This window comes from Vibrio sp. QJM3NY_39 (genome assembly GCF_057785895.1).
The window spans coordinates 1,539,999-1,564,389 of record NZ_CM173506.1; the positions used below are offsets into that span (position 1 = coordinate 1,539,999).

General features: G+C 44.2%; 27 protein-coding genes and 1 pseudogene. 22 read left to right on the forward strand and 6 right to left on the reverse strand.

Translation table 11 applies throughout. From position 1 onward, the window contains the following. Positions 1-171: 171 nt before the first annotated feature. The 6 genes from AC3CHU_RS22710 to AC3CHU_RS22735 are packed head-to-tail and all read left to right on the forward strand — an operon-like array spanning position 172 to position 5,091. Positions 172-939 carry a DUF3450 domain-containing protein gene (locus AC3CHU_RS22710; protein WP_171312844.1) on the forward strand — a complete coding sequence of 256 codons (768 nt, stop codon included), beginning with the start codon at positions 172-174 and terminating at the stop codon, positions 937-939. Continuing rightward, complete coding sequence (locus AC3CHU_RS22715) at positions 939-2,315, forward strand: MotA/TolQ/ExbB proton channel family protein (protein ID WP_488525743.1); 1,377 nt, start codon at positions 939-941, stop codon at positions 2,313-2,315. Before AC3CHU_RS22710 ends, AC3CHU_RS22715 begins: the two co-directional genes overlap by 1 nt. Beyond that, positions 2,315-2,875, forward strand: a complete 561-nt coding sequence (locus AC3CHU_RS22720) for a MotA/TolQ/ExbB proton channel family protein (protein ID WP_488525744.1) — start codon at positions 2,315-2,317, stop codon at positions 2,873-2,875. The genes AC3CHU_RS22715 and AC3CHU_RS22720 overlap by 1 nt, the downstream gene beginning before the upstream one ends. Then, the gene (locus AC3CHU_RS22725) at positions 2,872-3,276 is read left to right on the forward strand and encodes an ExbD/TolR family protein (protein WP_004731145.1); all 405 of its coding nucleotides are present in this window, start codon (positions 2,872-2,874) and stop codon (positions 3,274-3,276) included. Before AC3CHU_RS22720 ends, AC3CHU_RS22725 begins: the two co-directional genes overlap by 4 nt. Positions 3,277-3,295: 19 nt before the next feature. Further along, the gene (locus AC3CHU_RS22730) at positions 3,296-3,916 is read left to right on the forward strand and encodes an energy transducer TonB (RefSeq protein ID WP_488525745.1); all 621 of its coding nucleotides are present in this window, start codon (positions 3,296-3,298) and stop codon (positions 3,914-3,916) included. Beyond that, a complete protein-coding gene (locus tag AC3CHU_RS22735) occupies positions 3,913-5,091 on the forward strand; it encodes a tetratricopeptide repeat protein (protein ID WP_488525746.1) in 1,179 nt (392 codons plus the stop codon). Before AC3CHU_RS22730 ends, AC3CHU_RS22735 begins: the two co-directional genes overlap by 4 nt. A 193-nt stretch (positions 5,092-5,284) precedes the next feature. Here AC3CHU_RS22735 and AC3CHU_RS22740 read toward each other — a convergent pair whose 3' ends face one another. Continuing rightward, positions 5,285-5,605 (reverse strand): hypothetical protein, encoded by a 321-nt coding sequence (locus tag AC3CHU_RS22740; protein ID WP_488525747.1) that lies wholly within the window; start codon positions 5,603-5,605, stop codon positions 5,285-5,287. A 417-nt stretch (positions 5,606-6,022) separates the two neighbouring features. Here AC3CHU_RS22740 and AC3CHU_RS22745 point away from each other — a divergent pair, with 417 nt between their 5' ends. The 9 genes from AC3CHU_RS22745 (at position 6,023) to AC3CHU_RS22785 (ending at position 12,762) form a co-directional block, all read left to right on the forward strand. Next, positions 6,023-6,652 carry a PepSY-associated TM helix domain-containing protein gene (locus AC3CHU_RS22745; protein ID WP_488525748.1) on the forward strand — a complete coding sequence of 210 codons (630 nt, stop codon included), beginning with the start codon at positions 6,023-6,025 and terminating at the stop codon, positions 6,650-6,652. A gap of 97 nt (positions 6,653-6,749) precedes the next feature. Then, positions 6,750-7,268 (forward strand): DUF2271 domain-containing protein, encoded by a 519-nt coding sequence (locus tag AC3CHU_RS22750; RefSeq protein WP_061025159.1) that lies wholly within the window; start codon positions 6,750-6,752, stop codon positions 7,266-7,268. Positions 7,269-7,368: 100 nt separating this feature from the next. Further along, positions 7,369-8,205, forward strand: a complete 837-nt coding sequence (locus tag AC3CHU_RS22755) for a DUF4198 domain-containing protein (protein ID WP_171328670.1) — start codon at positions 7,369-7,371, stop codon at positions 8,203-8,205. 115 nt (positions 8,206-8,320) lie between these two features. Then, entirely contained in the window at positions 8,321-8,656 is a 336-nt protein-coding gene (locus AC3CHU_RS22760; RefSeq protein WP_017079279.1) for a hypothetical protein, read from the forward strand. Beyond that, positions 8,653-9,246 (forward strand): DUF6162 family protein, encoded by a 594-nt coding sequence (locus AC3CHU_RS22765; protein WP_171312834.1) that lies wholly within the window; start codon positions 8,653-8,655, stop codon positions 9,244-9,246. The genes AC3CHU_RS22760 and AC3CHU_RS22765 overlap by 4 nt, the downstream gene beginning before the upstream one ends. 45 nt (positions 9,247-9,291) lie before the next feature. Beyond that, positions 9,292-10,227: a metal ABC transporter solute-binding protein, Zn/Mn family gene (locus AC3CHU_RS22770; protein WP_488525749.1), complete on the forward strand. Its 936-nt coding sequence runs from the start codon at positions 9,292-9,294 to the stop codon at positions 10,225-10,227. Continuing rightward, positions 10,227-10,961 (forward strand): metal ABC transporter ATP-binding protein, encoded by a 735-nt coding sequence (locus AC3CHU_RS22775; protein WP_428784995.1) that lies wholly within the window; start codon positions 10,227-10,229, stop codon positions 10,959-10,961. Before AC3CHU_RS22770 ends, AC3CHU_RS22775 begins: the two co-directional genes overlap by 1 nt. Then, positions 10,961-11,836, forward strand: coding sequence for a metal ABC transporter permease (locus tag AC3CHU_RS22780; protein WP_004731167.1), 876 nt, complete (start codon positions 10,961-10,963; stop codon positions 11,834-11,836). Before AC3CHU_RS22775 ends, AC3CHU_RS22780 begins: the two co-directional genes overlap by 1 nt. A gap of 2 nt (positions 11,837-11,838) precedes the next feature. After that, positions 11,839-12,762: an ABC transporter substrate-binding protein gene (locus AC3CHU_RS22785; RefSeq protein WP_488525750.1), complete on the forward strand. Its 924-nt coding sequence runs from the start codon at positions 11,839-11,841 to the stop codon at positions 12,760-12,762. Between the two features lie 126 nt (positions 12,763-12,888). Here AC3CHU_RS22785 and AC3CHU_RS22790 read toward each other — a convergent pair whose 3' ends face one another. Next, the gene (locus AC3CHU_RS22790; protein ID WP_065206160.1) at positions 12,889-13,119 is read right to left on the reverse strand and encodes a DUF2986 domain-containing protein; all 231 of its coding nucleotides are present in this window, start codon (positions 13,117-13,119) and stop codon (positions 12,889-12,891) included. Between the two features lie 97 nt (positions 13,120-13,216). On the opposite strand from AC3CHU_RS22790, the gene AC3CHU_RS22795 reads away from it, so the two are divergent. Both AC3CHU_RS22795 and AC3CHU_RS22800 read left to right on the forward strand, forming a co-directional pair. Next, positions 13,217-13,732 (forward strand): GNAT family N-acetyltransferase, encoded by a 516-nt coding sequence (locus AC3CHU_RS22795; RefSeq protein WP_488525751.1) that lies wholly within the window; start codon positions 13,217-13,219, stop codon positions 13,730-13,732. A 2-nt stretch (positions 13,733-13,734) separates the two neighbouring features. Continuing rightward, on the forward strand, positions 13,735-14,130 hold the full coding sequence (locus AC3CHU_RS22800) for a nitrous oxide-stimulated promoter family protein (protein WP_488525752.1): 396 nt from the start codon (positions 13,735-13,737) through the stop codon (positions 14,128-14,130). A 97-nt stretch (positions 14,131-14,227) separates the two neighbouring features. Here AC3CHU_RS22800 and AC3CHU_RS22805 read toward each other — a convergent pair whose 3' ends face one another. Beyond that, complete coding sequence (locus AC3CHU_RS22805) at positions 14,228-15,625, reverse strand: MATE family efflux transporter (protein ID WP_488525753.1); 1,398 nt, start codon at positions 15,623-15,625, stop codon at positions 14,228-14,230. 50 nt (positions 15,626-15,675) lie between these two features. On the opposite strand from AC3CHU_RS22805, the gene AC3CHU_RS22810 reads away from it, so the two are divergent. The 3 genes and pseudogenes from AC3CHU_RS22810 (at position 15,676) to AC3CHU_RS22820 (ending at position 17,559) form a co-directional block, all read left to right on the forward strand. Continuing rightward, positions 15,676-16,569, forward strand: coding sequence for a helix-turn-helix domain-containing protein (locus AC3CHU_RS22810; protein ID WP_054546821.1), 894 nt, complete (start codon positions 15,676-15,678; stop codon positions 16,567-16,569). A 120-nt stretch (positions 16,570-16,689) separates the two neighbouring features. Further along, positions 16,690-17,076, forward strand: a pseudogene (locus AC3CHU_RS22815) (winged helix-turn-helix domain-containing protein). 147 nt (positions 17,077-17,223) lie between these two features. Then, complete coding sequence (locus AC3CHU_RS22820) at positions 17,224-17,559, forward strand: winged helix-turn-helix domain-containing protein (RefSeq protein WP_017079269.1); 336 nt, start codon at positions 17,224-17,226, stop codon at positions 17,557-17,559. Positions 17,560-17,717: 158 nt separating this feature from the next. On the opposite strand, the gene AC3CHU_RS22825 is transcribed toward AC3CHU_RS22820, so the two are convergent. Together AC3CHU_RS22825 and AC3CHU_RS22830 are read right to left on the reverse strand one after the other, a co-directional pair. Continuing rightward, positions 17,718-18,869 (reverse strand): MFS transporter, encoded by a 1,152-nt coding sequence (locus tag AC3CHU_RS22825; protein ID WP_017079268.1) that lies wholly within the window; start codon positions 18,867-18,869, stop codon positions 17,718-17,720. A gap of 270 nt (positions 18,870-19,139) precedes the next feature. Beyond that, positions 19,140-20,165 (reverse strand): AraC family transcriptional regulator, encoded by a 1,026-nt coding sequence (locus AC3CHU_RS22830; protein WP_488525754.1) that lies wholly within the window; start codon positions 20,163-20,165, stop codon positions 19,140-19,142. 303 nt (positions 20,166-20,468) lie between these two features. On the opposite strand from AC3CHU_RS22830, the gene AC3CHU_RS22835 reads away from it, so the two are divergent. Next, on the forward strand, positions 20,469-22,073 hold the full coding sequence (locus AC3CHU_RS22835) for a long-chain-fatty-acid--CoA ligase (protein WP_488525755.1): 1,605 nt from the start codon (positions 20,469-20,471) through the stop codon (positions 22,071-22,073). Then, positions 22,066-23,715: a GMC family oxidoreductase gene (locus tag AC3CHU_RS22840; protein ID WP_488519111.1), complete on the forward strand. Its 1,650-nt coding sequence runs from the start codon at positions 22,066-22,068 to the stop codon at positions 23,713-23,715. Before AC3CHU_RS22835 ends, AC3CHU_RS22840 begins: the two co-directional genes overlap by 8 nt. Positions 23,716-23,860: 145 nt before the next feature. On the opposite strand, the gene trxC is transcribed toward AC3CHU_RS22840, so the two are convergent. Next, positions 23,861-24,295, reverse strand: coding sequence for a thioredoxin TrxC (trxC, locus tag AC3CHU_RS22845; protein ID WP_488525756.1), 435 nt, complete (start codon positions 24,293-24,295; stop codon positions 23,861-23,863). Positions 24,296-24,391: the final 96 nt, after the last annotated feature.

A 24,391-nucleotide genomic window follows, 5' to 3' on the forward strand; every position in this document is an offset into this window, starting at 1 on the left:
TAGGGTGTCATTGATAGCTTAAATACTAAGGGGAAGGTTTCGACTTTCCCCTTTCGTGATTCTGCTATTTAGTAAAAATATCCCTAGTAATGCGAGTGACTTTTAATGATAATGAGACTGCTTATCAATAAAACTCATTTGACCTTCTTCTTATAGTAAATGACTACAATTATGAATCTTTTAAAAACTAGCCTAGCACTTGCGATCAGTTTGGTTGCGACGTCTTCGATGGCAAACAGCTTGGATCAAGCTCAATCAATTCAAAACAAGACCAATAACGCGTCGGCTTCGAGCCAAAAGGTTATTGATAAAAGCTCACAAGCGACTTTAATGCTGCAAGCTGAGATTGAGCGACTGCAAGAAGAAGTTAAAAACTTAGAAATCTACCACGATCACCTTGCCGCACTGGTCGAGAGCCAGAATCAAGAAGCTCAGAGCATTGAAGGGCAGATCGATGAAATCAAGTACACACGCCAAGGTGTTGTTCCTTTGATGTATCAGATGATTGATGGTCTTCAACAGTTAATAGAGCAAGACATTCCGATTAAAAAAGAGCAACGCCTAGAGAGAGTTGAAAAGCTTCAAGCTATGATGACTCGCGCTGACGTAAGTGATGCTGAAAAATACCGTCGTATTCTAGAGGCATACCAAATCGAGATGGACTACGGCATTAAGCTAGGTGTTTATCAAGGTCGCGTAGCATTGACGAGCGAAAAAACGATTGAGGCTGATGTACTGCACCTAGGTCGCATCTCTTTAGTCGCTCGCAATCTAAATGGCAACCAATACTGGTCTTGGGATCAAACAGAAGATCAATGGCAAGAGCTTGATTCTTCGATGAAATCTGAGCTGGATAAAGCCTACGATATTGCTGGTCAACAAGCGGCGCCAAGCTTGATTACTTTACCTGTTTCTCTAACTGTTGCGGAGGTTAAGTAATGAACTTAAAACCGTTGGCCGCATTACTTTGCATTACATCTATTTCATTCTCTGCTTTCTCTGCATCAGACACGACTGCTCAATTAGTTAATAAAGCAAAATCAGAGAGTCGAACTCAAGCTTCTCACAACGTGGTTCGAGAAGCGGATTTCAAAAAGACAGAACAAGAGCTCAAAGCGATCAAAGTGCAGCTTGAAGAGAAACGCACCTCAATCCAAAGCGCTACAGACGTTCTGACTCAAACATTCAGCGACAACGAAAACAAACTTGCTCGTTTAGAAGAGAAACTGCGTTTAGAAACGGGTAGTCTCGGTGAGTTGTTTGGCGTCGTTCGCCAAAACGCAAAAGAGCTAGGTGCAGAGCTTAGTTCTACAGTGAACAGTGTTGATCGCGCTGAACATACTGCAACCGTTGAGCAAATCATTGATGCTAAATCATTGCCATCAATGCCACAGCTATCTGGCTTGTGGATGAGTATGGTTGAGCAAATTCAAGCGAGTTCTGAGCTTGGTAAATCTCAAATTGCGTTCATCAACGGTGAAGGCAACACACAAAAAGCTAATGCATATCGTCTAGGTTCAATCGGCCTAGTGACTGACCAGGGCTATGTTAACTGGAACACCCAGCGCGAAGATGCAATTGCGTATTTGAAACAGCCATCAAATGGTCCAACATTCGCGTCGCTTTCCGCACTTGCGAATGGCGACGTATCTAATATCGTTGTCGATCCTTCTCGTGGATTCATGCTAGAACAATTGGCTTTGGAACCAAGCCTAACTGATCGCCTTCAAGCGGGTGGTGTTGTTGGTAAAGTGATTCTTGGCTTGTTGGCAATTGGTTTAATCATCGCATTGGTTCGTGGTATTTCTTTAGCTATCGCTCGTCAGAAAATTCGCGCACAACTGAAGAACCCTGAACAAGCGGGCGACAACCCTCTTGGTCGCGTTCTTGCAGTTTACAACAAAGAGCAAAACCAAACGGTTGAAGCACTAGAGTTACGTCTTTTAGAAGCCGTCGTTGATGAACAGACTCACCTAGAGAAAGGCCTATCAATGCTTAAACTATTGGCGGCACTAGCACCGATGTTAGGTCTTTTAGGTACAGTAACCGGCATGATCGAAACATTCCAAGTGATTACTCAGTTTGGTAATGGCGACCCTAAAGTGATGGCTGGTGGTATTTCGATGGCGCTTGTAACAACGGTACTTGGCCTAGTTGCTGCAATGCCATTGCTATTGGCACATAACATTCTTAGCACTCAGTCAGAGAACATTCGCAATATTCTTGAGAAGCAGGGTATTGGCCTTGTTGCTGAGCAGGCAGAAAAGACAGTTGAATCAAAAGCTGTTGTTTCACCAGTTGGGACTGCTGCGTAATGGGTATTTTGTCGGGTTCTCAATTACCAGCGAGTTGGTTAACGAGTGACTGGCTGCTGTCTTTATCAAGCTTTATGGAGCAGGGCGGTTTCGTCCTGTGGTGGCTAGCGGCTGTTGTCCTAGTGTATTGGGTGCTTGTGGTAGAACGCGTGCTTTATCTTGCGTTCTACTTTCCAAAACAACGCCAAGCTTGGATTGCAAAGTGGCATGAAAGAGAAGATCACTCTTCTTGGCATGCTAAAGCCATTCGTGAAGGTTGGTTAGGCCAAGCGAGTATCTTACTTAACCAGAACTTGAATTTTATTAAGCTGTTAGTCGCTATTTGTCCTATGTTGGGCTTGTTAGGCACAGTAACCGGTATGATCTCTGTTTTTGATGTCATGGCGACTCAAGGAAGCAGTGACCCTAAATTGATGGCTTCAGGTATCTCGTTGGCAACACTGCCAACCATGGCGGGTATGGTTGCTGCACTAGCGGGCATGTTTGTTCACGCTCGCTTAGCGAAAGTATGTAACCGCTTAGAATTGAAATTAGAAAAATCTTTAAGGAGTCAACGATGAGACTCGGTCGACGTCATTCTAAAAACGAAGAGGCTCAAATAGACCTTACTTCGATGCTTGATATTGTATTTATCATGCTTATTTTCTTTATTGTGACCAGTTCATTTGTTCGTGAATCAGGGGTTGAAGTCAATCGCCCACAAGCGTCTAACGTAGTAAGCCAAAAGGATGCGGGCATCTTTGTGGCGATTACGTCTGCGAATGACATTTTCATCGATAAACGTGTTGTTGATGTTGAACGTGTTCAAGCGACATTAGAACATTTATTGCTAGAACAACCTGATGCTTCTTTGGTTATTCAAGCGGATGAGCACGCTTACAACGGAACGGTGGTTAAAGTGATGGACGCCGCTAAAGGTGCGGGTGTTAAAAACATTGCGCTTGCTGCTGAAAAGCGATGATCTTGGAGGATCTTTATAAATGATTCGCCTTTTTCTTGCCTTACCGATAGCGGGGGCACTGGGTTTAGCTCTGTTTTCCTTCATGGCTTGGATGGTTGATAATGGCCACCAGCGTTCACCAGACAACAGTGAGACGTTAAGTTTCAACATGGTGATGGTTGAAGCTGAACAAGAAGTCCAGAGAAGACAACGTGCAGTTCCTGAACAGCCAGAAATGCCAGAGCCACCACCAGAAGCGCAAACGTCTCAGTCACAAGCTGAAGTCACGCCTCTGAATTCGATGTCTTCACTGCCGTCATTGGATTTGAATACATCAGTTGATGGCCTAGCGATTAACGCGCCGACATTTTCTGATTTTGGATCAAACCAACAGGCAATGCCTCTGTATCGAGTTGAACCTCGTTACCCAGCAAAGGCGCTTAAGCGTGGCGCTGAAGGCCATGTGATTATGTCTTTTACCATCGATGAAACGGGGCGCCCAGTTGACATTCAAGTCACTGACGCAAACCCACGTCGTATGTTTGAACGTGAAGCGATGAGAGCACTTAAAAAATGGAAGTATCAACCGAAAGTCGTCGATGGAAAAGCGATAGCTCAGGTTGGTCAAACCGTGAAACTAGAGTTTAAGTTGGCAAAATGATGAAACATATATGGATATTAGTGGGCTTGTTGTTAATGTCCCTTACAACACAAGCAAAAGAGCTAACTCAATATACTGCTATTCGTGTTCAAAAGGCGCATAAGCTTGCTCAAGATGAACAGGTTAAACAGGCGATTGACGTACTTGCAGGATTGGAGCTTTCGAAAGGCTACGACAAAGCGTACGTAGCACGCATGCTTGGTGTGTTTTACTGGCAAGATGGTAAAACCGGCACGGCAATTAAGCAGCTTACTTATGCGGTCGACAGTAATTTACTGGTGGATGAACAGGCTTGGGTAACGAAACGTATGCTTGCTGATTTATTACTAAACGATCAGCAGTTTAAAAAAGCGCTTCCGCACTATTACGAGTTAGTGAAAACTGCGCCAGAAAAGGAAAAGAAAGACACGCTTTGGATGCGAATTGCACAAGCTGAATATCAAATTGAAAACTGGTCAAAAGTACTGGTGGCCATTGGTAATCGCGACAAGTTCAATTCAAAACAAGAGTTATCACCTTTATCGCTAAAATTGGGCGCTCAGCTACAGTTAAAGCAGTGGAAACCGTCTATTCCGACACTGGGAAATCTCATTGAACTTCAACCAGAGAAAGATAACTGGTGGCGTCAACTTGTTGGTATTCAGCTAAGATTAGAACGTAATCGTGATGCATTGAACACGTTAGCACTGGCTGATCTACAAGGTGTTGAGCTTAAAAACTCAGACCGTAGGCTGCTTGCTCAATTGTATGCGAAACGAGGCATTCCAGAACGTGCTGCTCAAGAAATCGCAAAGTTAGATGATGCGAACAGCGATGTTCAACTTCTGGCTGAGCAAGCAACTTACTGGCAGCTAGCGAAAGAGTGGGACAATGCCATTGAAGTGTGGACGTTAGCCTCTAAAAAGGACAATCAATACCATTGGAATGTGGCACAACTATTGGTTCAGCAAGGTTACTACGACCGAGCGCTGGTTGTTTTAGACAAAGTGAAAGACAAAAACAAACAAGCCGACGTCGCATTGGCGAAAGTACGTTCTTGGTACAAGCTTAAGAACTTAGATAACGCCCTTGCTCAAGCCAAACGTGCGAACAACATTGAACCCTCTTCTGAAGCAAAAGGTTGGATTAAATATCTGACTCAGCTAAGAACAGTTAGTGATAACGGAAACGTCTAACTGCTGATAGCTAAACAAAGAAGATAAGAGACAGCACATAGAAACTAGAAGCTAGAAATAAGAAAAGCAAAAGGGTGCCATTTGAACGTTCAAATGGCACCCTTTTTGATATCTTGCGTTAAAATTTTGCTCGCTTTGCTGTTTGGGAAAGTAAATAGCGAAAAACTAAGCTCTCAGCTTAAGTGTTAAGATCTTAAGGATTACACATTGTGCCGCTCGGAGTAGTACTTTGAATAACGCCGCTATTATCAGCGATCCAGTTGATAGTGCAATCACGATACGGGTCCTTAAAGGTGTGCAAAATATTGCCATTATCTAACGGCTTTTTAGTCTCAACCCAAGCATAGTTTCGAGACTCCCAAAAACTGATAGGACGTGCTCGTTCAGTTAGATACAACTTTTGTACATCGGTTATGTTTGATCCGATGTGTTTTTGGAGGCGGTCTTGCTTACTTGCTATTTGGCTAGTACATGCCGTTAGCAACATGGCAAAAACTAAAATAATAATACGCATTTTTAAAATCCCTTTAAGCTTGTGTAACTGTATCCAATTTATAACTGATAAGTTTAATCTACTCTAAAGCACATCACATCAATCGCTGAACACATCGAGATCCTAATGATCTTTTTAGTGATATAAGTACAAAACCCACTAAATACTCGTCCGTTCACACCATGGCTTTTATCTTAAAGTTGCTCAATCCATCAGCTTTAGCTTCTGTAGACCTTCAGTTTTTTGTTGACCTTTAAACGACTACTAAGCGCCATGAATATAAGTTAGCAAGAATATGCAAACAGTTCGATTACTTCCCATGTAATGTTATGTAAATTTCCTTACGCTGCTCGGCAAACGTAAACAATGTAAATTGAATGCCAATACGAATGATTATCAACTAAATTGACGCCATAAAATTTATAGGTATTGGTTTGTATGTCGTTAAAAAGTAGGGCGGTTCAATCATGGGCTCGTCGACTTCATGTTTATATTTCAATGGCGCTTCTGTTCGTTGTTCTTTTCTTCTCAGTGACAGGTATCACCCTCAATCGACCTGAGTTATTTGAATCAACACAACCCAATATCCAACGATCTACGTTAACGCTTCCTACAAGTTTATTTTCAATCCAAGACGGGCGATTAAAAGCCGATGAAACGACCTTTGAAACGTTTTTGTTTGAAGAAGCCAACTTATCTGGCGTTCCTTCAGGTTTAGACATCTACGCAGAGATTGAAAACGGTGAGTTGCTCATCGGCGAAGTGTCTATGGACTTCAAAGGACCAGGCTACAACGCTTCTGTGTTCGTTGACGTGACGTCTGAAATGGTGGAAGTCGAAACCACCAATTACGGCATTATCGCGCTTTTGAACGACCTACACAAAGGCCGTAACAGCGGTGAAGTTTGGAAGTGGTTCATCGATATCACTGCGCTACTGATGATCTTTTTTGTGCTGACTGGCGTGTGCTTATTGTTACCTAAGAAAAAAACGCTCAATACCTCCATTAAATGGACGGTGTTTGGGTCTGCAATCTCTCTTGCTATCTATTTTGTCGCCGTACCTTAATTCTTAATTAGCTTGATCAACCAGGTTGATGAGTCAGCTTGGTGAATCAACTTGAAGAGCGAATTAAAGGTTAAACGGATTTAAAAGGTTGTTAAACATGAAAAAAATGAACTGGAGCAAGGCGCTTCTTGCTTTATCTCTTTTGCCAAGCCTAGGTATGGCACAAGCGATCCCTGATACGGCAAAACTTGATGTGAACTTTAAGCTTCCAAAGATTGATACCTCTATGTACGCACGTCCTTATGTGGCGGTGTGGGTAGAGAACAGCGAACGAAAGTCAGTGAAAACCATTGAGCTTTGGGTCGGTAAAGATGAATGGCTTAAAGATTTACGTAGCTGGTGGAGAAAGGTTGGGCGTTACGATCGTGAATTGGTTGATGCAGTGACGTCTGCAACGCGCCCTGCTGGCCAGTACCGCTTCGTTTGGGATGGTAAGAGCGATGATGGCCAAACTCTAGAACAGGGCGAGTACACGGTTCATATCGAAGTTGTTCGCGAACACGGTGGCCGTAATTACCTTCGTCAAAAAGTATCGCTAACAGATTCAAACGCTTCTTATGAGCTAAAGGCGACGGAAGAGACGGGTGAAATCACTCTGAACTACATCGCTAAATAGTAAGCACGAATAGCAAAAGCAAACTGAACAGAATAGACAGCAATCATCGTAGGCTCAGATAGAGCGACACGGCTAACAATTATAAATAATGGAATTGAACATGATGAAACAAACAAAAATCAAAGCACTTGCTCTAGCGGGTGTGATGGCATTCGGCCTAGCCGCAACGACAACAGCGCAAGCTCACCCGCGTTGGATACTACCATCTCACTTTACTGTATCGAAAGAAGGCGGTGACTGGCTAACGTTCGACGTGACTGCATCTCACGGTACGTTCGTTTTCGATAAGCCAGCAGGCAGTGAAAACGCTCATGTCATCATGCCAGACGGTCGCAGCGAGCGTCCAAACTTTGTTGTTCGCGGTAAACGTCGTTCAATCTTCGACTTCTATTTTGAAGAAGAAGGCACACACAAAGTGGCGATCAACAATGAGCCTTCTTACTACACGCAATACAAGGCCGGTCGTCGTGACACAGTGAAATGGATCAAAGCAAACAAAGCGGAACGTGACTCTGTGCTTCCTGAAAAGTCGCGTGACGTGGTAACGCAAGTCAGTTTCACCCGTGCAGAAAGCTACATCACAGTGGGTAAGCCATCGGATTCAGTGTTTAAGATTGAAGGTAAGCTACTTGAAATGAAGCCAGTAACGCACCCTTCAGACATCATTGAAGGCGAACCGGTGACATTCCAATTCTTCTACAACGGTGAAATCCAGAAAGACGTGAAAGCGGAGATCACTCGAGAAGGCACGCTTTACCGTAACCACCAAGAGCAGATTGATGTTGTGAGTAACGAGAACGGTGAAATTACCTTCACTCCAGACGTAGCGGGTCGTTACGTAATGAAAGCGAACTACAAAGGTGAGTTGATTGACAACCCACTGGCAGACAAAGCAAGCGCGAACGTTCACCTAACGTTCGAAGCATTGCTTCAATAATCTGTGATATCGGGGCTCGATTCCTGATTAAGCAACTAAAAACTTAAGGGCTCATTTGAGCCCTTTATCGCTCAGTTAACTTCTGAGAATTTGCACTGTGGCTAGGGTACGAACCATGACAATAAAAACAAAACTAAAATCGATAATCACTCCATGCTTGGCACTGGGACTTGGTTTCGCGGCATTACCTGCGCAAGCACACTTTCCACTGATGAGTTGCTGGTTTGAAGGCAAAACCGTGGCCTGTGAAGCGGGTTACTCTGATGGTAGCAAAGCGATTGATTACGCGGTTGAGATGTACGACTACGAAGACAACTTGATTGCAAAAGAGATGACAGATAAACGCTCTATCGTTGAATTCCCAAATCCTGACACTGAGTTCTACCTTGTATTCGATTCAGGCCATGAGTTTCCTGTTGAAGTCGATGTTGTTGAGATCAGCGAGAAATGATGATTCAAGGCGTACGTGCTGACACGGGTGGCAGAGAAGGCAAATGGGTAGGGCTTATCATTGTGTTCATTCTGAGCTTTGCTACGGTCGCTATTCCATTTCATCAAGCAGAATCCCACGTAAAAGCGGTACTTGATCATCAAATTCTGGTGACCGATGTTGAACAAGAAAACTTGGCAATGTTGTCAGAGCTGCGTTTAGCGCATGAAGAGATTCGCGACCTGCGTATGGACTCTGATGGCGAATGGCCAAGTGTCGTATCACTTAAAGATGAATGGGTCGCGCCATTTGTTGAAGACCAGAGTTGGAAACGTAAAGGTTCTCATACTTGGTTATTGGACGAGCGTGGTTACTACTTTTCTACGCCAAGCGAATACGCGACACCAAGTGAACAAGCTGCACAAAGCGATCATGGCTTTGCTGATTCCTTTATTTTAAACGCGAACATCGTTTCTCCTGAAATCTGGATTTTCTTTGGTGGCGTAGCAAGTCAACCGACTAATTTTGATGAGAACACACTGGAATCTGCAGGCTGGAAAATGGTCGTCAATGAATCAGAAGTTGAGCAGCATGATGCTTCTTCTCATTAAACAATCCGGCTTACAAAAATGCTCACTAATAATAAGAGATTTACTATGCGAATTATGACTCTATTGATGTCGTTATTGGCGGTGTTAATGACACCCAATGCATTGGCAAAAGAATACAAGATCGACAGCGACAAGCTAACGATTGGTATCACGCTTCAACCTTACTACAGCTACGTAAAAGCTGTCGTGGGTGACAAAGTGAACATCCTTCCATTGGTTGATGCAGGTTTTAACCCACATAATTACTTACCACAACCCAATGATTTAAAGCGATTGAGCCAAATGGATGCAATCGTGGTAAACGGTATTGGTCACGATGATTTCGCGCTTAAAGTGATTTCAGCCGCGCAACGTGATGACTTAGTGGTGATCGAAGCAAACAAAGAAGTGCCTCTACTTCCCGCATTAGGCCAATCTGTTGGTCAAGGTGCTGTGAACCCGCATACCTTTGTTGGACTTTCGACAACGATTCAAAAGGTTTACACCATCGCGAGTGAAGTCTCTAAGCTCGACCCAGACAACGCTACGTTTTATCGCAAGAACGCACGTAAATACGCCAAGCAATTTCGTTTTATGAAGCGTGATGCGATGTTGTCATTAGGTGAACTCGATACTTCAGGTATGAAAGTGGCGACCACGCACAATGCTTATGGGTACATTCTGCAAGAGTTTGGTGTTGATGTCGCGGCGGTGATTGAGCCTGCACACGGTGTTGAGCCAAGTGCGAGCCAACTGCAAGATACGATCGAAAAGATCCGCGCTTCGGGCATTGATGTTCTGTTCTATGAGCTCAACATGCCAAACCGCTTTGTTGACACCATTGAAGCGGAAACAGGTGTTCAGCTTTACCGTTTTTCTCACATGACGCATGGCGAATATGAAGACGATAAAGTGGAAGTTGAGATGAAGAAAAACCTAGAAACGTTAATCGAAGCAATGAAATTTTCGGCGGCGAACCAAGTTAAAAGCGGGAACGCATAATGTTAGGTCCATCAATCTCAATTAATAAACTCGGCCTGCAATACGATAACAATGTGATTCTTGATGATATCTCGCTAGAACTTAAAGCGGGTGAGTGTCATGTGATTATGGGACCAAACGGTGGAGGCAAAACTTCTTTGTTGCGATCTGTACTTGGACTTACGCCTTTCTCTGGTCAAATCAATATCCACTGGCCAGAAAAGCCAAGTATTGGTTACGTTCCTCAAAAAGCGACCTTCGAATCGAGCTTACCTCTGACGGTCATGGACTTCGTGTTGCTTAACCAAACTCGAATTCCGCTATTTTGGCGTCGTAAGTCCAAGCAATTGGATCTTGCATTAGCACAATTGGATCGCGTCGGTATGGCGACACGTAGCGATCGCCGAATGGGACAGTTGTCGGGTGGTGAGCAGCAACGTGTGTTGTTTGCTCAAGCGCTATTGGATAACCCAAGTTTGTTGGTGTTGGACGAACCGACAACAGGTATGGACGAGCAGGGCGTTCGTTATCTTGAATCTTTAATTCGTGAATGTGTTGATGAAGGCCGTACGATTCTTGCCGTTCACCATGATGTAACCGCAGTGCGTCGCCTTGAAGCGAATGTACATGTTGTGAATCGATTCTTGGTTGATAGTGGTCCACATGAGCAGGTACTACATCCAAGTAAGATCGAGAGTCTATTCCAGCACTACAGCAGTGGTGCAGCTATCGTTAAATCGAAGGAGGTTGCGTAATGGATTGGTTACGACAACTTGCCATAAGTGGCGTTGAAGCGGGTTGGTTATCAGACAGCTTCATGTACGCGTTCATGGTGAATGCCTTGGTTGCGGCGCTATTACTCGGCCCGTTGTTAGGTGGCCTTGGTACTTTGGTGATTGCAAAGCGTCTGGCTTTCTTCTCTGAAGCGGTAGGTCACGCTGCATTAACCGGTATTGCTATCGGTGTTTTGCTTGGTGAGCCACCAGAAAACCCAATTATTGGTCTGTTCAGTTTCTGTATGATCTTTGCTTTGCTTCTTCATTTTGTAAGAAACAGAACCAATGTGCCATACGATACTTTAGTCGGCGTTTTCCTTGCGCTCGCTTTAGCGGTCGGCGCGGCATTACTGATGTACGTGGCACGTAAGATCAACATCCACATGCTTGAGAACGTGCTGTTTGGTTCGATTCTCACGGTAACAGATCAAGACTTAGCGATTCTCGCAGGCAGCTGCGCACTCATCATTTTGCTCTTGATACCGACGTTCAACCGTATTCTTCTCACTTGTATTAGCCCTGATATTGCCAAGGTTCGTGGCTATAACACCAGCTTTTATGACTACTTGTTTGTCATGATGATCACCTTAGTGACGATTGCAGCAGTGAAGATCGTGGGTGCGGTTCTTGTTGGGGCATTACTGCTCATCCCTGGCGCGACGGCTCGACTGTTGACAAAACGCATGGGCAGCTTTGTTTTGCTTTCTGCGTTGCTGGCAACCATCGCGTGTTTGGTTGGAACGGTATTACCGATGGAGCTAAAACTGCCAGTGCCATCGGGCGCTTCAATCATCATCGTTTCTGCGACTTTTTTCCTAGCGGCGACGCTATACCGAATTATAAGAAAGGCATAACCATGACTTCTTTAATGAATCGTATCTCAATCTCAGTAAAAGCAGTGGCTCAAGTGAGTGCACTTAGTAGTCTGTTGTTGGTTGGCTCAATGGTGTCTCTCAATGTTAATGCTGAAGATATTCTAACCAGTACGCCGGTGACCTACGCGTTGGCAACTGAGCTGACCAAAGGCACAGACATTACGACTGAATACCTACCACCAAAACGCTACGGCATTGATCGCTTGCCTAATTGGTTTGGCACTAAGGGGGCGAGCAAAGTCCTTAAATCAGGAGAAAAGGCGACCGTTGCACTAACGCTGTCATCGATCTGGCAAGCTGATCCTACATTTGTATACGCAAGACAAGGCAACATCCATTTGGTTGAGGTGGATGCTGCTCAAGCGATTACACCGCGCGCGCAAGGTGTCGCTGCGCTGACGTTATCAAATGGTGAAGTGTCTAAATACGCGTGGTTAAACCCAACCAATCTAACGCGTATGGCGGCAATTGTGGCTGATGACTTTAAGTTGTTGTGGCCGGCGCAAGCTGAGACCATTGATAGCAACCTACAACGCGTGATGCTTGATGTTCGTGAACTGATTAACAAGCAACAAGCGGTGTTATTGGATAACGACGTAGATTCAGTATTGTTGCTTTCAGAAAGTTTGGAAGATTTCGCTTCAGGTAGCCAACTGTTTGTTGAAGAGCGCATGTTCAAAGCAGAGCTTGAATGGACAGAGCAAGATATAGCGAAACTCAAAGCGATGTTTTCAGAAGACGATGCACTGTGGTTAGTCACAGCGAAAAAGCCTACGACTTTGATTAAGTCACTGGTGCCTAATGAGCGAATTCTTGTTGTTGATTCCGTAGACCGTTGGGGAAGAGCAGGGATTAATGCAAAAGCGCCATTTGCTCGCTGGGAAGTTGAGCCTTTCAAAGGTTAAGTGGCTAAAACAATTTAGCTAATAAATCGCTCGTTCAAAAAAGCAGCCCAAATAGAGGCTGCTTTTTTTGTTCTTGTCCGTTGGCTCTGGTCAGAGTGCTGGGCAAGAATACTGCGAGTTTAAAACTTACTCTGCAGCTTTTGTATCTTTAGTTTCGATACCAGCTTCTTCAGATTCAACAGAAGCTTCTACCGATCCTTCCGCTTGCTCTTGAGCGGCTTTTGCTTGCTCTTCAGCTTCCATTTTTGCGCGGTCAGCTTTAGAAATATAGCGAGGCTTGTTGCTACCATGCAGTTTAGACGTCGCCTGTTTCTGTCTTTTCTTTAGAATTTGATTGATTTTTTTCTTACGGTTCATTGCTGCATAGCCTTGTATTTAGTTTATGCGGTGGAGGATAATCATTTTAGATCTAGAACTCAATATTTACATGGTATTCAGCAAGGAAAATATCACTATGCAGGCAGTCGAGACCGCACGTTTAAGATTAAGAATGAGCACACCTCAAGATGCGGCGTTTATCCAACGATTATATGGCTCAGAAGATTTCCTGCGTTACATCGGAGACAAGGAAATTACAGATATTGGCAAGGCTGTTGAATACATCGAAAACAACATTCTTAAGATGTATAGAGAGAAGGGTGTGTGTTTACTGATGGTCGAAATGAAAGAGTCTTCAACGCCAATCGGTGTCTGTGGTTTGATTAAAAGAGACACACTAGAGGCGCATGATATTGGTTATGGTTTTGTCCCTGAAGTCTATGGGCAAGGTTTTGCATTGGAAGCGGCGCAAGCGATAATTGAACAAGCTCAACATAATGCTGATATCGATCATTTAGTTGCCATCACGACCTCTGATAATATTCGAAGCATCGCACTGCTGACTAAGTTGGGTTTTGTGTTTGAGCGAGTCGAGGACGTGTTAAGTGAAGACGTCAACCTCAACCTGTACGGTTTATCACTGAGTAATTAATCATGTTTCAACATAACAACATTCTACAAGGCGAACTCGAGACGGAGTACAAAACCGTTATTGCGATGGTGCACATCTATTGCAAAGATCACCACGGTACGGTTCGTCAGAATAACGCGTTATGTGAAGAGTGTGAGAAGTTGTTGCGTTATGCAGAGACGCGACTTGATCGCTGTCCTTATGGCGAGGCGAAACCAACCTGCAATAAGTGTCCAATTCATTGCTATAAGCCTGATCCTAAAGAGCAGATGCGTTTAGTAATGCGCTATGCAGGGCCAAGAATGCTACTTAAGCATCCGATTTTAGCAATACGACATTTGATTCATGAGAAACGTAAAGTGCCAGAGAAGCCACTGCCGAATGTGTCTAATCGCCATATCCGAATGAACAAGAAGTAACTGGTGCTTTAAATCGATTACTGACGAAACGAAAAAAGGTCTGATTTCTCAGACCTTTTGATTTTATATCCGATGTCCTAACCTAGAACGTAAGAGATTACGCCGCTTGAGGCTCTTCGTAGGTAACCGTCAGGTTATTGATCCAGCGTCGGCTCAAGTATCGGTGTGAACAGATGGCCAGTTTCACCACTTCTTCTACCAACATCAGGCCATAGATGTATTTGAAATCCCATCCAGCGACAAATGCGCCGTAAACACACACTGGAATCCCAACCATCCACATCGCGATGAAATCCATTCGCAGGCAAAAAGCGTTATCACCACCAGCACGAATAATACCGTTAATGATCACCATGTTGAGCATACGAATGACTACCGCAAAACACATAATAGTCATTGCAGGTGCAGCGAGTGGGTACAATGCATCGGTAGAAAGGTTTAGCCATGATAGAACATGTTCTTTACCCATAAACAGTAGCAACCCAACGACCGCGCCAAAACCCACGACGGCTTTAATGAATGTTAGACCCATGCTCATCGCGTCATCAAATTCATCACGGCCTAATGAATGGCCTAACAAAACAGAACACGCCACTGAGATACCAAAGAAGATCGAGTAACACAGCGATTCAAATGGTGCGAGCATCGAGAACACTGCAAGCTCAGTCGTGCCCATGTGACCGAAAATCATTTGATATGCCATGGTACCCATTGCCCACAACACAGCATTCATCGTCAACGGCAAAGCAATGCGACGGTAAGACAACCACAATGGCGGGCGATGTGGTGAGCTCGGTGTCGTTAATAGCCAATGTTTACGCATACGCATGTAGCTATACATTAAGCCCACTTGAATCAATCGCGCTAAGGTTGTCGCCAATGCCGCACCTGCTACGCCCATTGCTGGAATGCCGAAAGCACCTTTAATAAGAACGAAGTTAAGCGCAATGTTGAGTGCGATGGTAACGCCACCTAATAATAGCGGAGTTACGGTGTCACCTGATGAGCGCATGCTAGCTTCTACCACGACAACAATGTGAGTCAGAAGTAGAACAGGGAAGCCATACCATAGGTAAGTCGCGCCAAGTTCAATCACGGTTTGATCGCTGGTTTGCAACATCATTAAAAACTGAGAACCAAGAGTGATGATTGCAGTAACAGGCAACAGAACTTTTAAGCCAAATATCATCGCAATCGATGATACTGTTCGTGCGCTTTTTCGGTCATTCTTTCCCCAGTATTGAGCGACTAATGTACCGTTTGCTGAGGCCAACCCTGCCATAATCATAATAGCAACGAAGTGCCATTTTGACGCAATTCCCACAGCCGCAGCTGCTTCCATACCATAATCACTGACCATTAATACGTCAGCAAGGGCAAGAATAGCGACAAGCGCACTTTGCAAAGCAACAGGTAAACCAAGTTTAACGATACGAGGTAAGATGCTCTCTGGCTTGTTATTCATAGATGAGTTAGGGTTGATGTTAGTTGTCATAAGCTCTCCGATTTATGGCAGAACTATAGTGTTTTGAGCGAAGTAACAACATGTTTAAAAAACAACAAAACCTGTGCGAATCCGTCATTGATTCAATGAGACCAAAATCAACTTGGCGCGATGATGTTTTTCTCGCTGAACAGTGCAAAGAACGTTTTTTGACCGTTGAAGATATTCCAGAGATGAAAAGCTTTGGTGTCTATATGGGCGGCATGGCGAAGCTATATGATGGCTACTGGGTTGAGCGCGAATCCGTTAATGTTCATACGTTGATTTTTACTCAAGAAGGGGGCGGAATTCTAACCACTTCAACCTCGGTACAAGCGATTACACCTTATACGCTGGTGGTTCTTCCTGCCGAAACCCCATTTCGTTTTGAACTCGATCCTCAATACAATTATTGGAAAATGGCGTGGATGCTGACGCCCGATACGCAGCAATGGCAGCACATAGCAAGTTTAGGTCAGGGGATAGTGCCGTTCGGAGAGTGTGAGCAGATCTGGTCATTAATGAACTTGGTTTACTTTGAGATAGGCGGTAGAGCCAGTTACCGTAAGTTACTTTTGAGTGAAATCATCCGAACGTTGACGGGGTTTGAACCCAAATCGACCAGCACCACAGCACGTGTTCAAGCACTCTATAACGAGATTGAAAGCAGTCTGCACCAGCCATGGACCGTCGCAGGGATGGCCGAAAGGGTGTTCATCAGTGAAGAGCAGCTCAATAGAGTCACCAAGACGCTATTCAACCTGTCACCACGCAGTAAATTGATTCAATTACGCATGGATAAAGCCACCAGTTTGCTGAAATATCAAGATTGGTCAGTCTCTATGATTGCTAATCGGTTGGGCTACAAAGATCCTTATAACTTTTCACATCGTTTCAAAAAACATTTTGGTCTGTCACCCAGCCAGTATCGAAAAAGCCATCGACTTCTTGGTTAGCCTTGCTTATTTCGTCGATCAATTACGCAAGATCAAGCTTTGCAGTAATATTACTGTATTGAGCTATCTATCAGTTTAGTATTTTTACTCTATTCGGTACTATTGGAAATATCCAAGAGGGTGACTGCATATGCAATGTGAGGAATTAATGCACCAAGTTATCAGTGAGACGGATGATTTAGCTCTTCCGTCGAAGCTCATTTTAAACAATAAAGAGTTTCAATCAGGCACTAAAATCGTACGCAAGCAGGGTTGTGGTTCAATAATAGGAACGCTTGCTGAGCCTCATCGTAAAGTACTTTTCTATCTTTACCTGAACAGAGGCCAAGTGGTGAGCAAGCAAATTTTGAAGCGTGTAGGCTGGGCAGGTAAAGCGGTGACATCTGCATCTGTGTTGGTTGCTATTTACGAGATAAGGAGGATTCTTGACTGCCGTTGTATACAAACCGTTTCCAACGAAGGGTATGTCATGGAGTAATAAATAATCTTATATTGATATCCTGTTAATATATTAATAATAAAAATTTAATCTCTTTACCGTACGAATTCCATTGATTATCGTCAAATCTAAAACGTCCACTTATAAGCGACGTTATATAAATACGATCGAATCTGACTTTGTCGCTGGCTATATAGTAAGGGAATGATATAAAAATGGACTCTTATCCTGCAATAGAAACGAACCACTCTGAAAACAACGTAGTACTTGAACTAAACGGTAAAATTGTTGAACTCAACACCAAACTCATTCGCAATGTTGAAAATGGTTACGTACTGGCTACCATGCCTTTGGCGTACCGAAAGATCATTTTATTTATGAATCGACATCGAGGTGAACTGTTCAGTGTTGGCCAATTAAAGAAGATTGGCTGGGAAAGTGAGAAAGTGACCAACTCATCTGTGATTGTTGCGATATCCGAAATTAGATCATTATTCGGAGACGGATTAATCATCACGATTACTGGTGAAGGTTACGTATTTCAACCTTAACCTTTTGAAATAATAGATTTTATTGCTATTTGCTATTTGCTATTGGTTTTTTGTCGATCTTTCCTCCAGACGACATAAAACAAAAAGGGCTCTTAATTTAGATGGGAAGTCATAACTAAGAGCCCTAGTGATACAGTTCTTGTGCCTATCTATTTGATTTACTCGCCTGCAATCTGTAGAGGAGAACGCTTTAGGCTAGCAATTAGCATGTAGATGGTTGTAGCGAGTAGAGACGCGAACAGGTAAGTGAATAATCCTGCTTGTGAATCCATAAAGCTATCTGCAACCAATGGCCCTGCTACAGAGCCGATGCTGTAACACAACAACATAACTTGAGTCACTGAAACTAAGTAGCTCGGGTCTAAATTGCGACAACCCAAGTTAATCGCAATTGGGTAAAGTGCAAATGTCGCCATACCTAACACAAACAAGCTCATACCAAGAACGTAAAAATCATGGTTGATAGTGAGCACACCAATGCTTGCAACCCCTAGCAGGCAGAACAGAGCCATTAATAACACTTGTCCTATGTGATGAGATAACCACGTCACCATCGGTTGAACGGCCATACCACCCATAATCACTAACGCCATCAAACCGCCAATGTCTTGGTGTGCGATGTTGCGCTGAGCGAGTTCTACAGGCATCAATCCGTAAATAGACCCAAGTGTTAACCCAGAAACAATACAGCCAATCAAAGCGCTGTGACTTAGCTTGCTGATTTGTTTCAGTGATAAAGACTGCGCATCGTGAATTTGTGGTGCTGTTGCTTGTCCGTACATCAATACAATGATTGCTCCAAACAGCAAGGTGAACATTGCGATGAAAGGCACGCCACCCGTAATACCAAGGTATCCAATGCCAAGTTGACCAACGGCCGAACCGCCATACAACGAACACATGTAAACCCCTAAACGTTTCGCACGTTGAGATTCTTCACCGCTCATTAGCCAAGATTCCACAATCACAAAGATCCCAGCGACTGAGACACCCGCGACGAAACGAGCCAACAACCAAACTGATTGATGTGGCGCCAACGGTAATACAAGAATCGTGGCGATAAATACGCTAAGTGCAATGACGAACGCGTCTTTGTGACCAACGCGAGCGATCGCACGCTCAATCAATAACGTACCCGCTAAAAGACCTGCATAAAAGGCACTCGCCAACCAACTCGATAGATTACTGTCTAAGCCATACTCAGACAGCATTAATGGTAATGAACTCATTAAGTAGCCTGAAGCGATCGCGTAAAAAGACAATGCAATAACAGGAACAGTTATGCGAGTTGTTGGTTGGATGTTGTCCAATGCAGGAGCCTCTAAATAGTAAAAGAAACGATGAATTTTCCGCGACTATGGGGGAGAAACCGAATTGGGTAAAACGAATAAAAATGGTCGTTAAGATAAAAGAAATCTATCGTGTTTGTTGGCTAAAATACCGTTGTGATATTTCATGTTTTCGCGATATTTTCTGCGGTTAAATAGCCGATAAAGCGTTGTTCAAACGACTATTTAATTTGAAAGACGGAGAGAGATTCGTTGTATTCATCAGATTTTAATTTAGGGCGTTTAATCGTGTTAGACCACTTCTTTTCGGTATTGTCTGGGCGAGCTTCCACTCCACTTACGAAAGGCATGTCGAAAGTTCGCACTGTCTGAAAATCCGACTCTATCGGAGATCTCTTCAATACTCATATGCGTCGATGAAAGATAGTGCCTAGAGAGGTGAAATCGCACGTGATCCAATATTTTCTGATAGCTCGTGTCTGCAGCTTTGAGGTGTCTACGCAGTGTTCTAGAAGACATTCCCAATTCTGTGGATAGCGCTTCAATGGAAGGGTAACAGCCAGGCCTTTCAATAAACATCTGTGAGATCTTCTCTTTTAGGCTGGTGGGCGCGCTGACTCTAGCCAACATGTCGTCACAAGATTTTAAACACATTTGTAAGGTGATTGGGTTAGCCGTTGGTAAAGGTGAATATAGGCTTGTTGCATCGAACTGCCACTCAAGCTGCTCGCAATCAAACTCTACACGGCAACGGAAAATCTCCTGATAGAGATCTCCATAAGTTGGTTTAGGGTAAGGGAAGCGGATCACAAGAGAGGGAAACGGCTGTTGTAGCACTTCTTCACACAAACTTTGAATAGCGGAAAACCAATACTCACAACAGAAAGGCAACAAAGAGTCGAGCTCGATAAGTTGCTCAGCGCGAAAGTATCCGATTTGATGTTCAACGGACATGGTCTTCTTGAGAACAGGGCCCGCAAGACGCAGATATTTGAAGCCCATTAAAAGAGCGTCTAACAGTGTCTCACTGCTGAACACTGCGTAACCCAACACACCAAAATCACTGAATCGGGCTTCCTGTCCAACTTTTAGCCCTAACCCCTCTACGTTGGAACTCTCAAGCGCGTTACTGAACACCGCTAATTTTTGTGCGAGCGTGATGTGGGTATCGGGCGTATTAAGCTGGAACTCATCGATGTTACTGCCTTTCAATAACGTATCGACCGTCAAGGATGATGAAAAATAGCGAGACAATAGTTGAAGATCAAGAATACCAAATGCCTGCATATCCGGTTCGTAAACTGCGGTGTATTCCATAATATGCCTCTTGTTGAGTGTTCTTATTCTATCTTAACCACGAACATCTTTTCGTCGGCTGTGTTGCAATTATGTCCGAATATCACCGTTTTTTGTCTTTTTGCAACCTTTGCGGAATGTTATCGAAATGTTGTAATTTAATAAATAATACACGGACACGTGTGCATAGGGTCGAAATAACAATAGATTAGAAACGAAAGCAAAGAGTAAATGAACATAGGTTAAACACATATTCGAAACAAAACACAACAACGTCTACGGTGACCGTGACTAATAGGTCTAAGCCGAATAAGGAGATCATGGATGCACAATCTTGCTGTTAACTTGGAGCGCAGCGCTTCGCTTTTCCCAACTAAAGCCGCACTACGAATGGGGACGGATGAAGTCAGCTTCTCTCAGTTGGAACAACTTTCTGGAAACGTCGCCGCTAATTTAAAGAGGCTGGGGCTCAAGAAAGGAGATAAGGTCGCGTTGTCGTGTCCGAATGTCACGTATTTCCCGATTGCCTATTATGGAATCCTGAAAGCAGGCTGCGTCGTGGTGCCTTTAAACGTGTTATTTAAAGCAAGAGAGATCGCTTACCACCTTAATGACTCGGACGCGAAAGCCTATTTATGCTTTGAGGGCAGTGAAGAGCTGCCCATCGGTCGCTATGGCTTACAAGGTTTCGAACAGGCAAACCATTGTGAACACTTTGTCGAGATACCCATCCCAACCGGCGCAGACACGACTTCAGAAAGAAACGAGCAGCATGAATCAATCACTGACTGGTTAGAACAACCTTTGGCTTCGTTTGAGTCTGTGGCTTGCCATGGTGATGATACCGCTGTGATTCTTTATACTTCAGGTACGACAGGTCAGCCAAAAGGGGCTGAGCTTTCCCACACCAACATGCAAACCAATGCGATGTCGTCACAGTATCTAATGCGATTGGAGTACAGCGACACCACAATGGCCACACTGCCTTTATTCCATAGCTTCGGCCAAACGGTCATGATGAACGCGAGTGTGCTAACAGGGTCGACCATGGTGTTGATTCCGCGTTTCGAACCGTCACTGGTGATCGAACAGATCATTAACCATAAAGTCAGCGTGTTTGCGGGCGTTCCAACCATGTATATCGCGCTATTAAAGGCGGGAGAAGAGTCCTCTAGTAGTTTAGAAATAAGCAAACGCTCTGAACAGGTTAAACACAGCTTGAGGTTGGGTGTTTCTGGCGGTGCTTCTATGCCACTTGAGGTTATTCGACAGTTTGAGTCTCGCTTTGAGCTTCCAGTATTAGAAGGCTATGGTTTATCAGAAACAGCGCCAGTTGCGACCTTTAATCATATTGATGGTGACCGATTGTCTGGCAGTGTGGGTCAACCTTTGTGTGGTCACCTTATCAAGATCACTGATATACAAGGTAACTCTGTTGCAATGGGTGAATTGGGCGAAGTCTGCATCAAAAGTCCAAGTGTCATGAAAGGCTACTATCAAAGGCCAGAAGCTACGGCGGAAGCCATCAGAGACGGTGGTTGGTTCCTAACTGGAGATATTGGACGCACCGATGAGCACGGCAACTTGTTCATTGTCGATCGCGTTAAAGACATGATCATCCGCGGTGGTTACAACGTGTACCCGCGCGAAATCGAAGAAGTATTGATGTGTCATCCTGATGTCGAAATGGTCGCGGTGGTGGGTGAACATCATGATCGCCTAGGCGAGGAGATTCACGCCCATGTGGTGCTTCACGAACATACGCAATGTGATAGTGTAGCTCTGATAACATGGTGTCGTGAGCAATTGGCCGATTACAAATATCCGCGTAAGATATTCATTCGTAAAGCCTTACCCATGACAGCAACCGGAAAAATCTTGAAGCGCGAATTACACCCACTAGAAATAGCGGAGATGGCAAATGGATAGTTATGATTTTATTGTTGTTGGCGGTGGTTCGGCTGGGTGTGTGATGGCTTCTCGGCTGTCGGAAGATCCTAATGTCACTGTTTGCTTACTAGAAGCGGGCGGCAAAGATACGAGCCCATTCATTCATACACCGGTTGGCGTTGTGGCAATGATGCCAACCAAACTGAATAATTGGGCTTTTGAAACCGTTAAACAACCGGGTTTGAACGGCCGCAAAGGTTACCAACCGAGAGGTAAGACACTTGGCGGCTCTAGTTCTATCAATGCCATGATGTACGCTCGTGGGCACCGTTATGATTACGATATATGGGAAAGTTTGGGTAACACTGGGTGGGATTATGAATCGTGTCTGCCTTACTTTAAGAAAGCAGAAAATAACGAAGTTCACCAAGATGAGTATCACGGCCAAGGTGGTCCATTGAATGTGGCTAACCTTCGATCGCCAAGTCCAATGTTGGAACGCTATTTAACGGCGTGTGAGTCGATAGGGATTCCTCGTAATGACGACATCAACGGTGCGGCTCAGTTTGGGGCGATGCCGACTCAGGTGACTCAGATTAATGGTGAACGATGCAGTGCTGCTAAGGCTTATTTAACACCAAACCTTTCGAGACCAAATCTAACGGTCGTGACCAAGGCCACCACGCATAAGGTCTTGTTTGAAGGCAAGAAGGCGGTCGGGGTTGAATATGGCTCTAACGGGAAGCGTTATCAGATCAGAGCCAACAAAGAGGTGATTTTATCTGCGGGTGCATTTGGTTCTCCCCAATTGCTGTTACTGTCGGGTGTCGGCGTTAAAGCTGAACTAGAGACGCATGGCATCGAACAGGTTCATGAATTGCCTGGAGTAGGTAAGAACCTACAAGACCATATCGACTTAGTGCATTCGTACAAATGCAGTGAAAAGCGTGAAACCTTCGGTATCTCGTTGCAAATGGCCTCTGAAATGACCAAAGCTCTGCCGCTATGGCACAAAGAACGCCGTGGCAAGATGAGTAGCAACTTTGCTGAAGGGATAGGCTTTCTATGTTCAGAAGATCATATCGCCGTGCCGGATTTAGAGTTTGTATTTGTCGTCGCTGTGGTAGATGACCACGCCCGAAAAATACATACCAGTCATGGGTTTACCTCTCACGTCACCTTGCTACGACCGAAAAGCATAGGAACCGTAACGCTTAATAGTAGTGATCCTTATGATCCGCCTAAGATCGACCCTGCGTTTTTCAGCCATCCAGAAGACATGGAGATTATGATTAAGGGCTGGAAGAAGCAGTATCAAATGTTAGAGAGTTCGGCGTTTGATGACATCCGTGGCAATGCTTTCTACCCAGTGGACGCCAGTGATGACAAGGCTATCGAGCAAGACATTCGTAACCGTGCAGACACTCAGTATCACCCGGTCGGGACCTGTAAAATGGGCCCTAGTAGTGATTCATTAGCCGTGGTAGATAACGATCTTAAAGTTTATGGATTGGATAATTTGAGAGTCATTGATGCTTCTGTGATGCCGACATTGATTGGGGCAAACACCAACGCGCCAACCATTATGATTGCTGAAAAAATCGCAGATCAAATCAAAGAGGAATATGGGTTAGGTCAGCAAGAATCTAGTATTCAAGCGAAAGGCGAAGCTGTGGTTTAATTCAAGAAGCTAAGTGATAACCATAAATAAAACAGTAGGTTAGATAGTCTTGATTTGATAAGACTCTCTAACCTATTTTTGTGTGTTTACTTAGAACAAAGCAAAAGCTAATTCAATAGTTTAATCAATAGCTTAAACAATAGTGTTACTTGGTTAGAGCTTGATTAAGCCATTGATCAAATTGGCCTTTTGGTAACGCACCGTTAATCGTATCGACACGTTTACCGTCTTTAAAGACCATTACCGTCGGAATACTTCTGACTTGGTACATCGCGGCAAGCTGCTGCTGAGCTTCAGTATCAATCTTAACGAATCGAACATCTCCCGAGCGCTCTTTAGCAACGTCACTGAACACTGGCGCAAAACCCACACATGGGTTACACCATGTCGCCCAGAAATCGACAACCACAGGCTGTGAACTGTTCAATATAGATTGGAAATTAAGTGACGTTCCCTCGATAGGAGCGCCATCGAGCAATGCTGTTTTGCATTTACCACAAGTTGGGCTTTCTGAAATTCTTTCTGAAGGAACTCGGTTTACGCCATTACAAGAAGGGCATCGTGTGTTGAATGTAGACATAACTTTCTCTTTTTATTGTAACTCCGTTGCTAACGCGATTTACGAATCACGCACGGAGCGCTTATACTGTTTAAAACTAGAATACGATACTTAAAT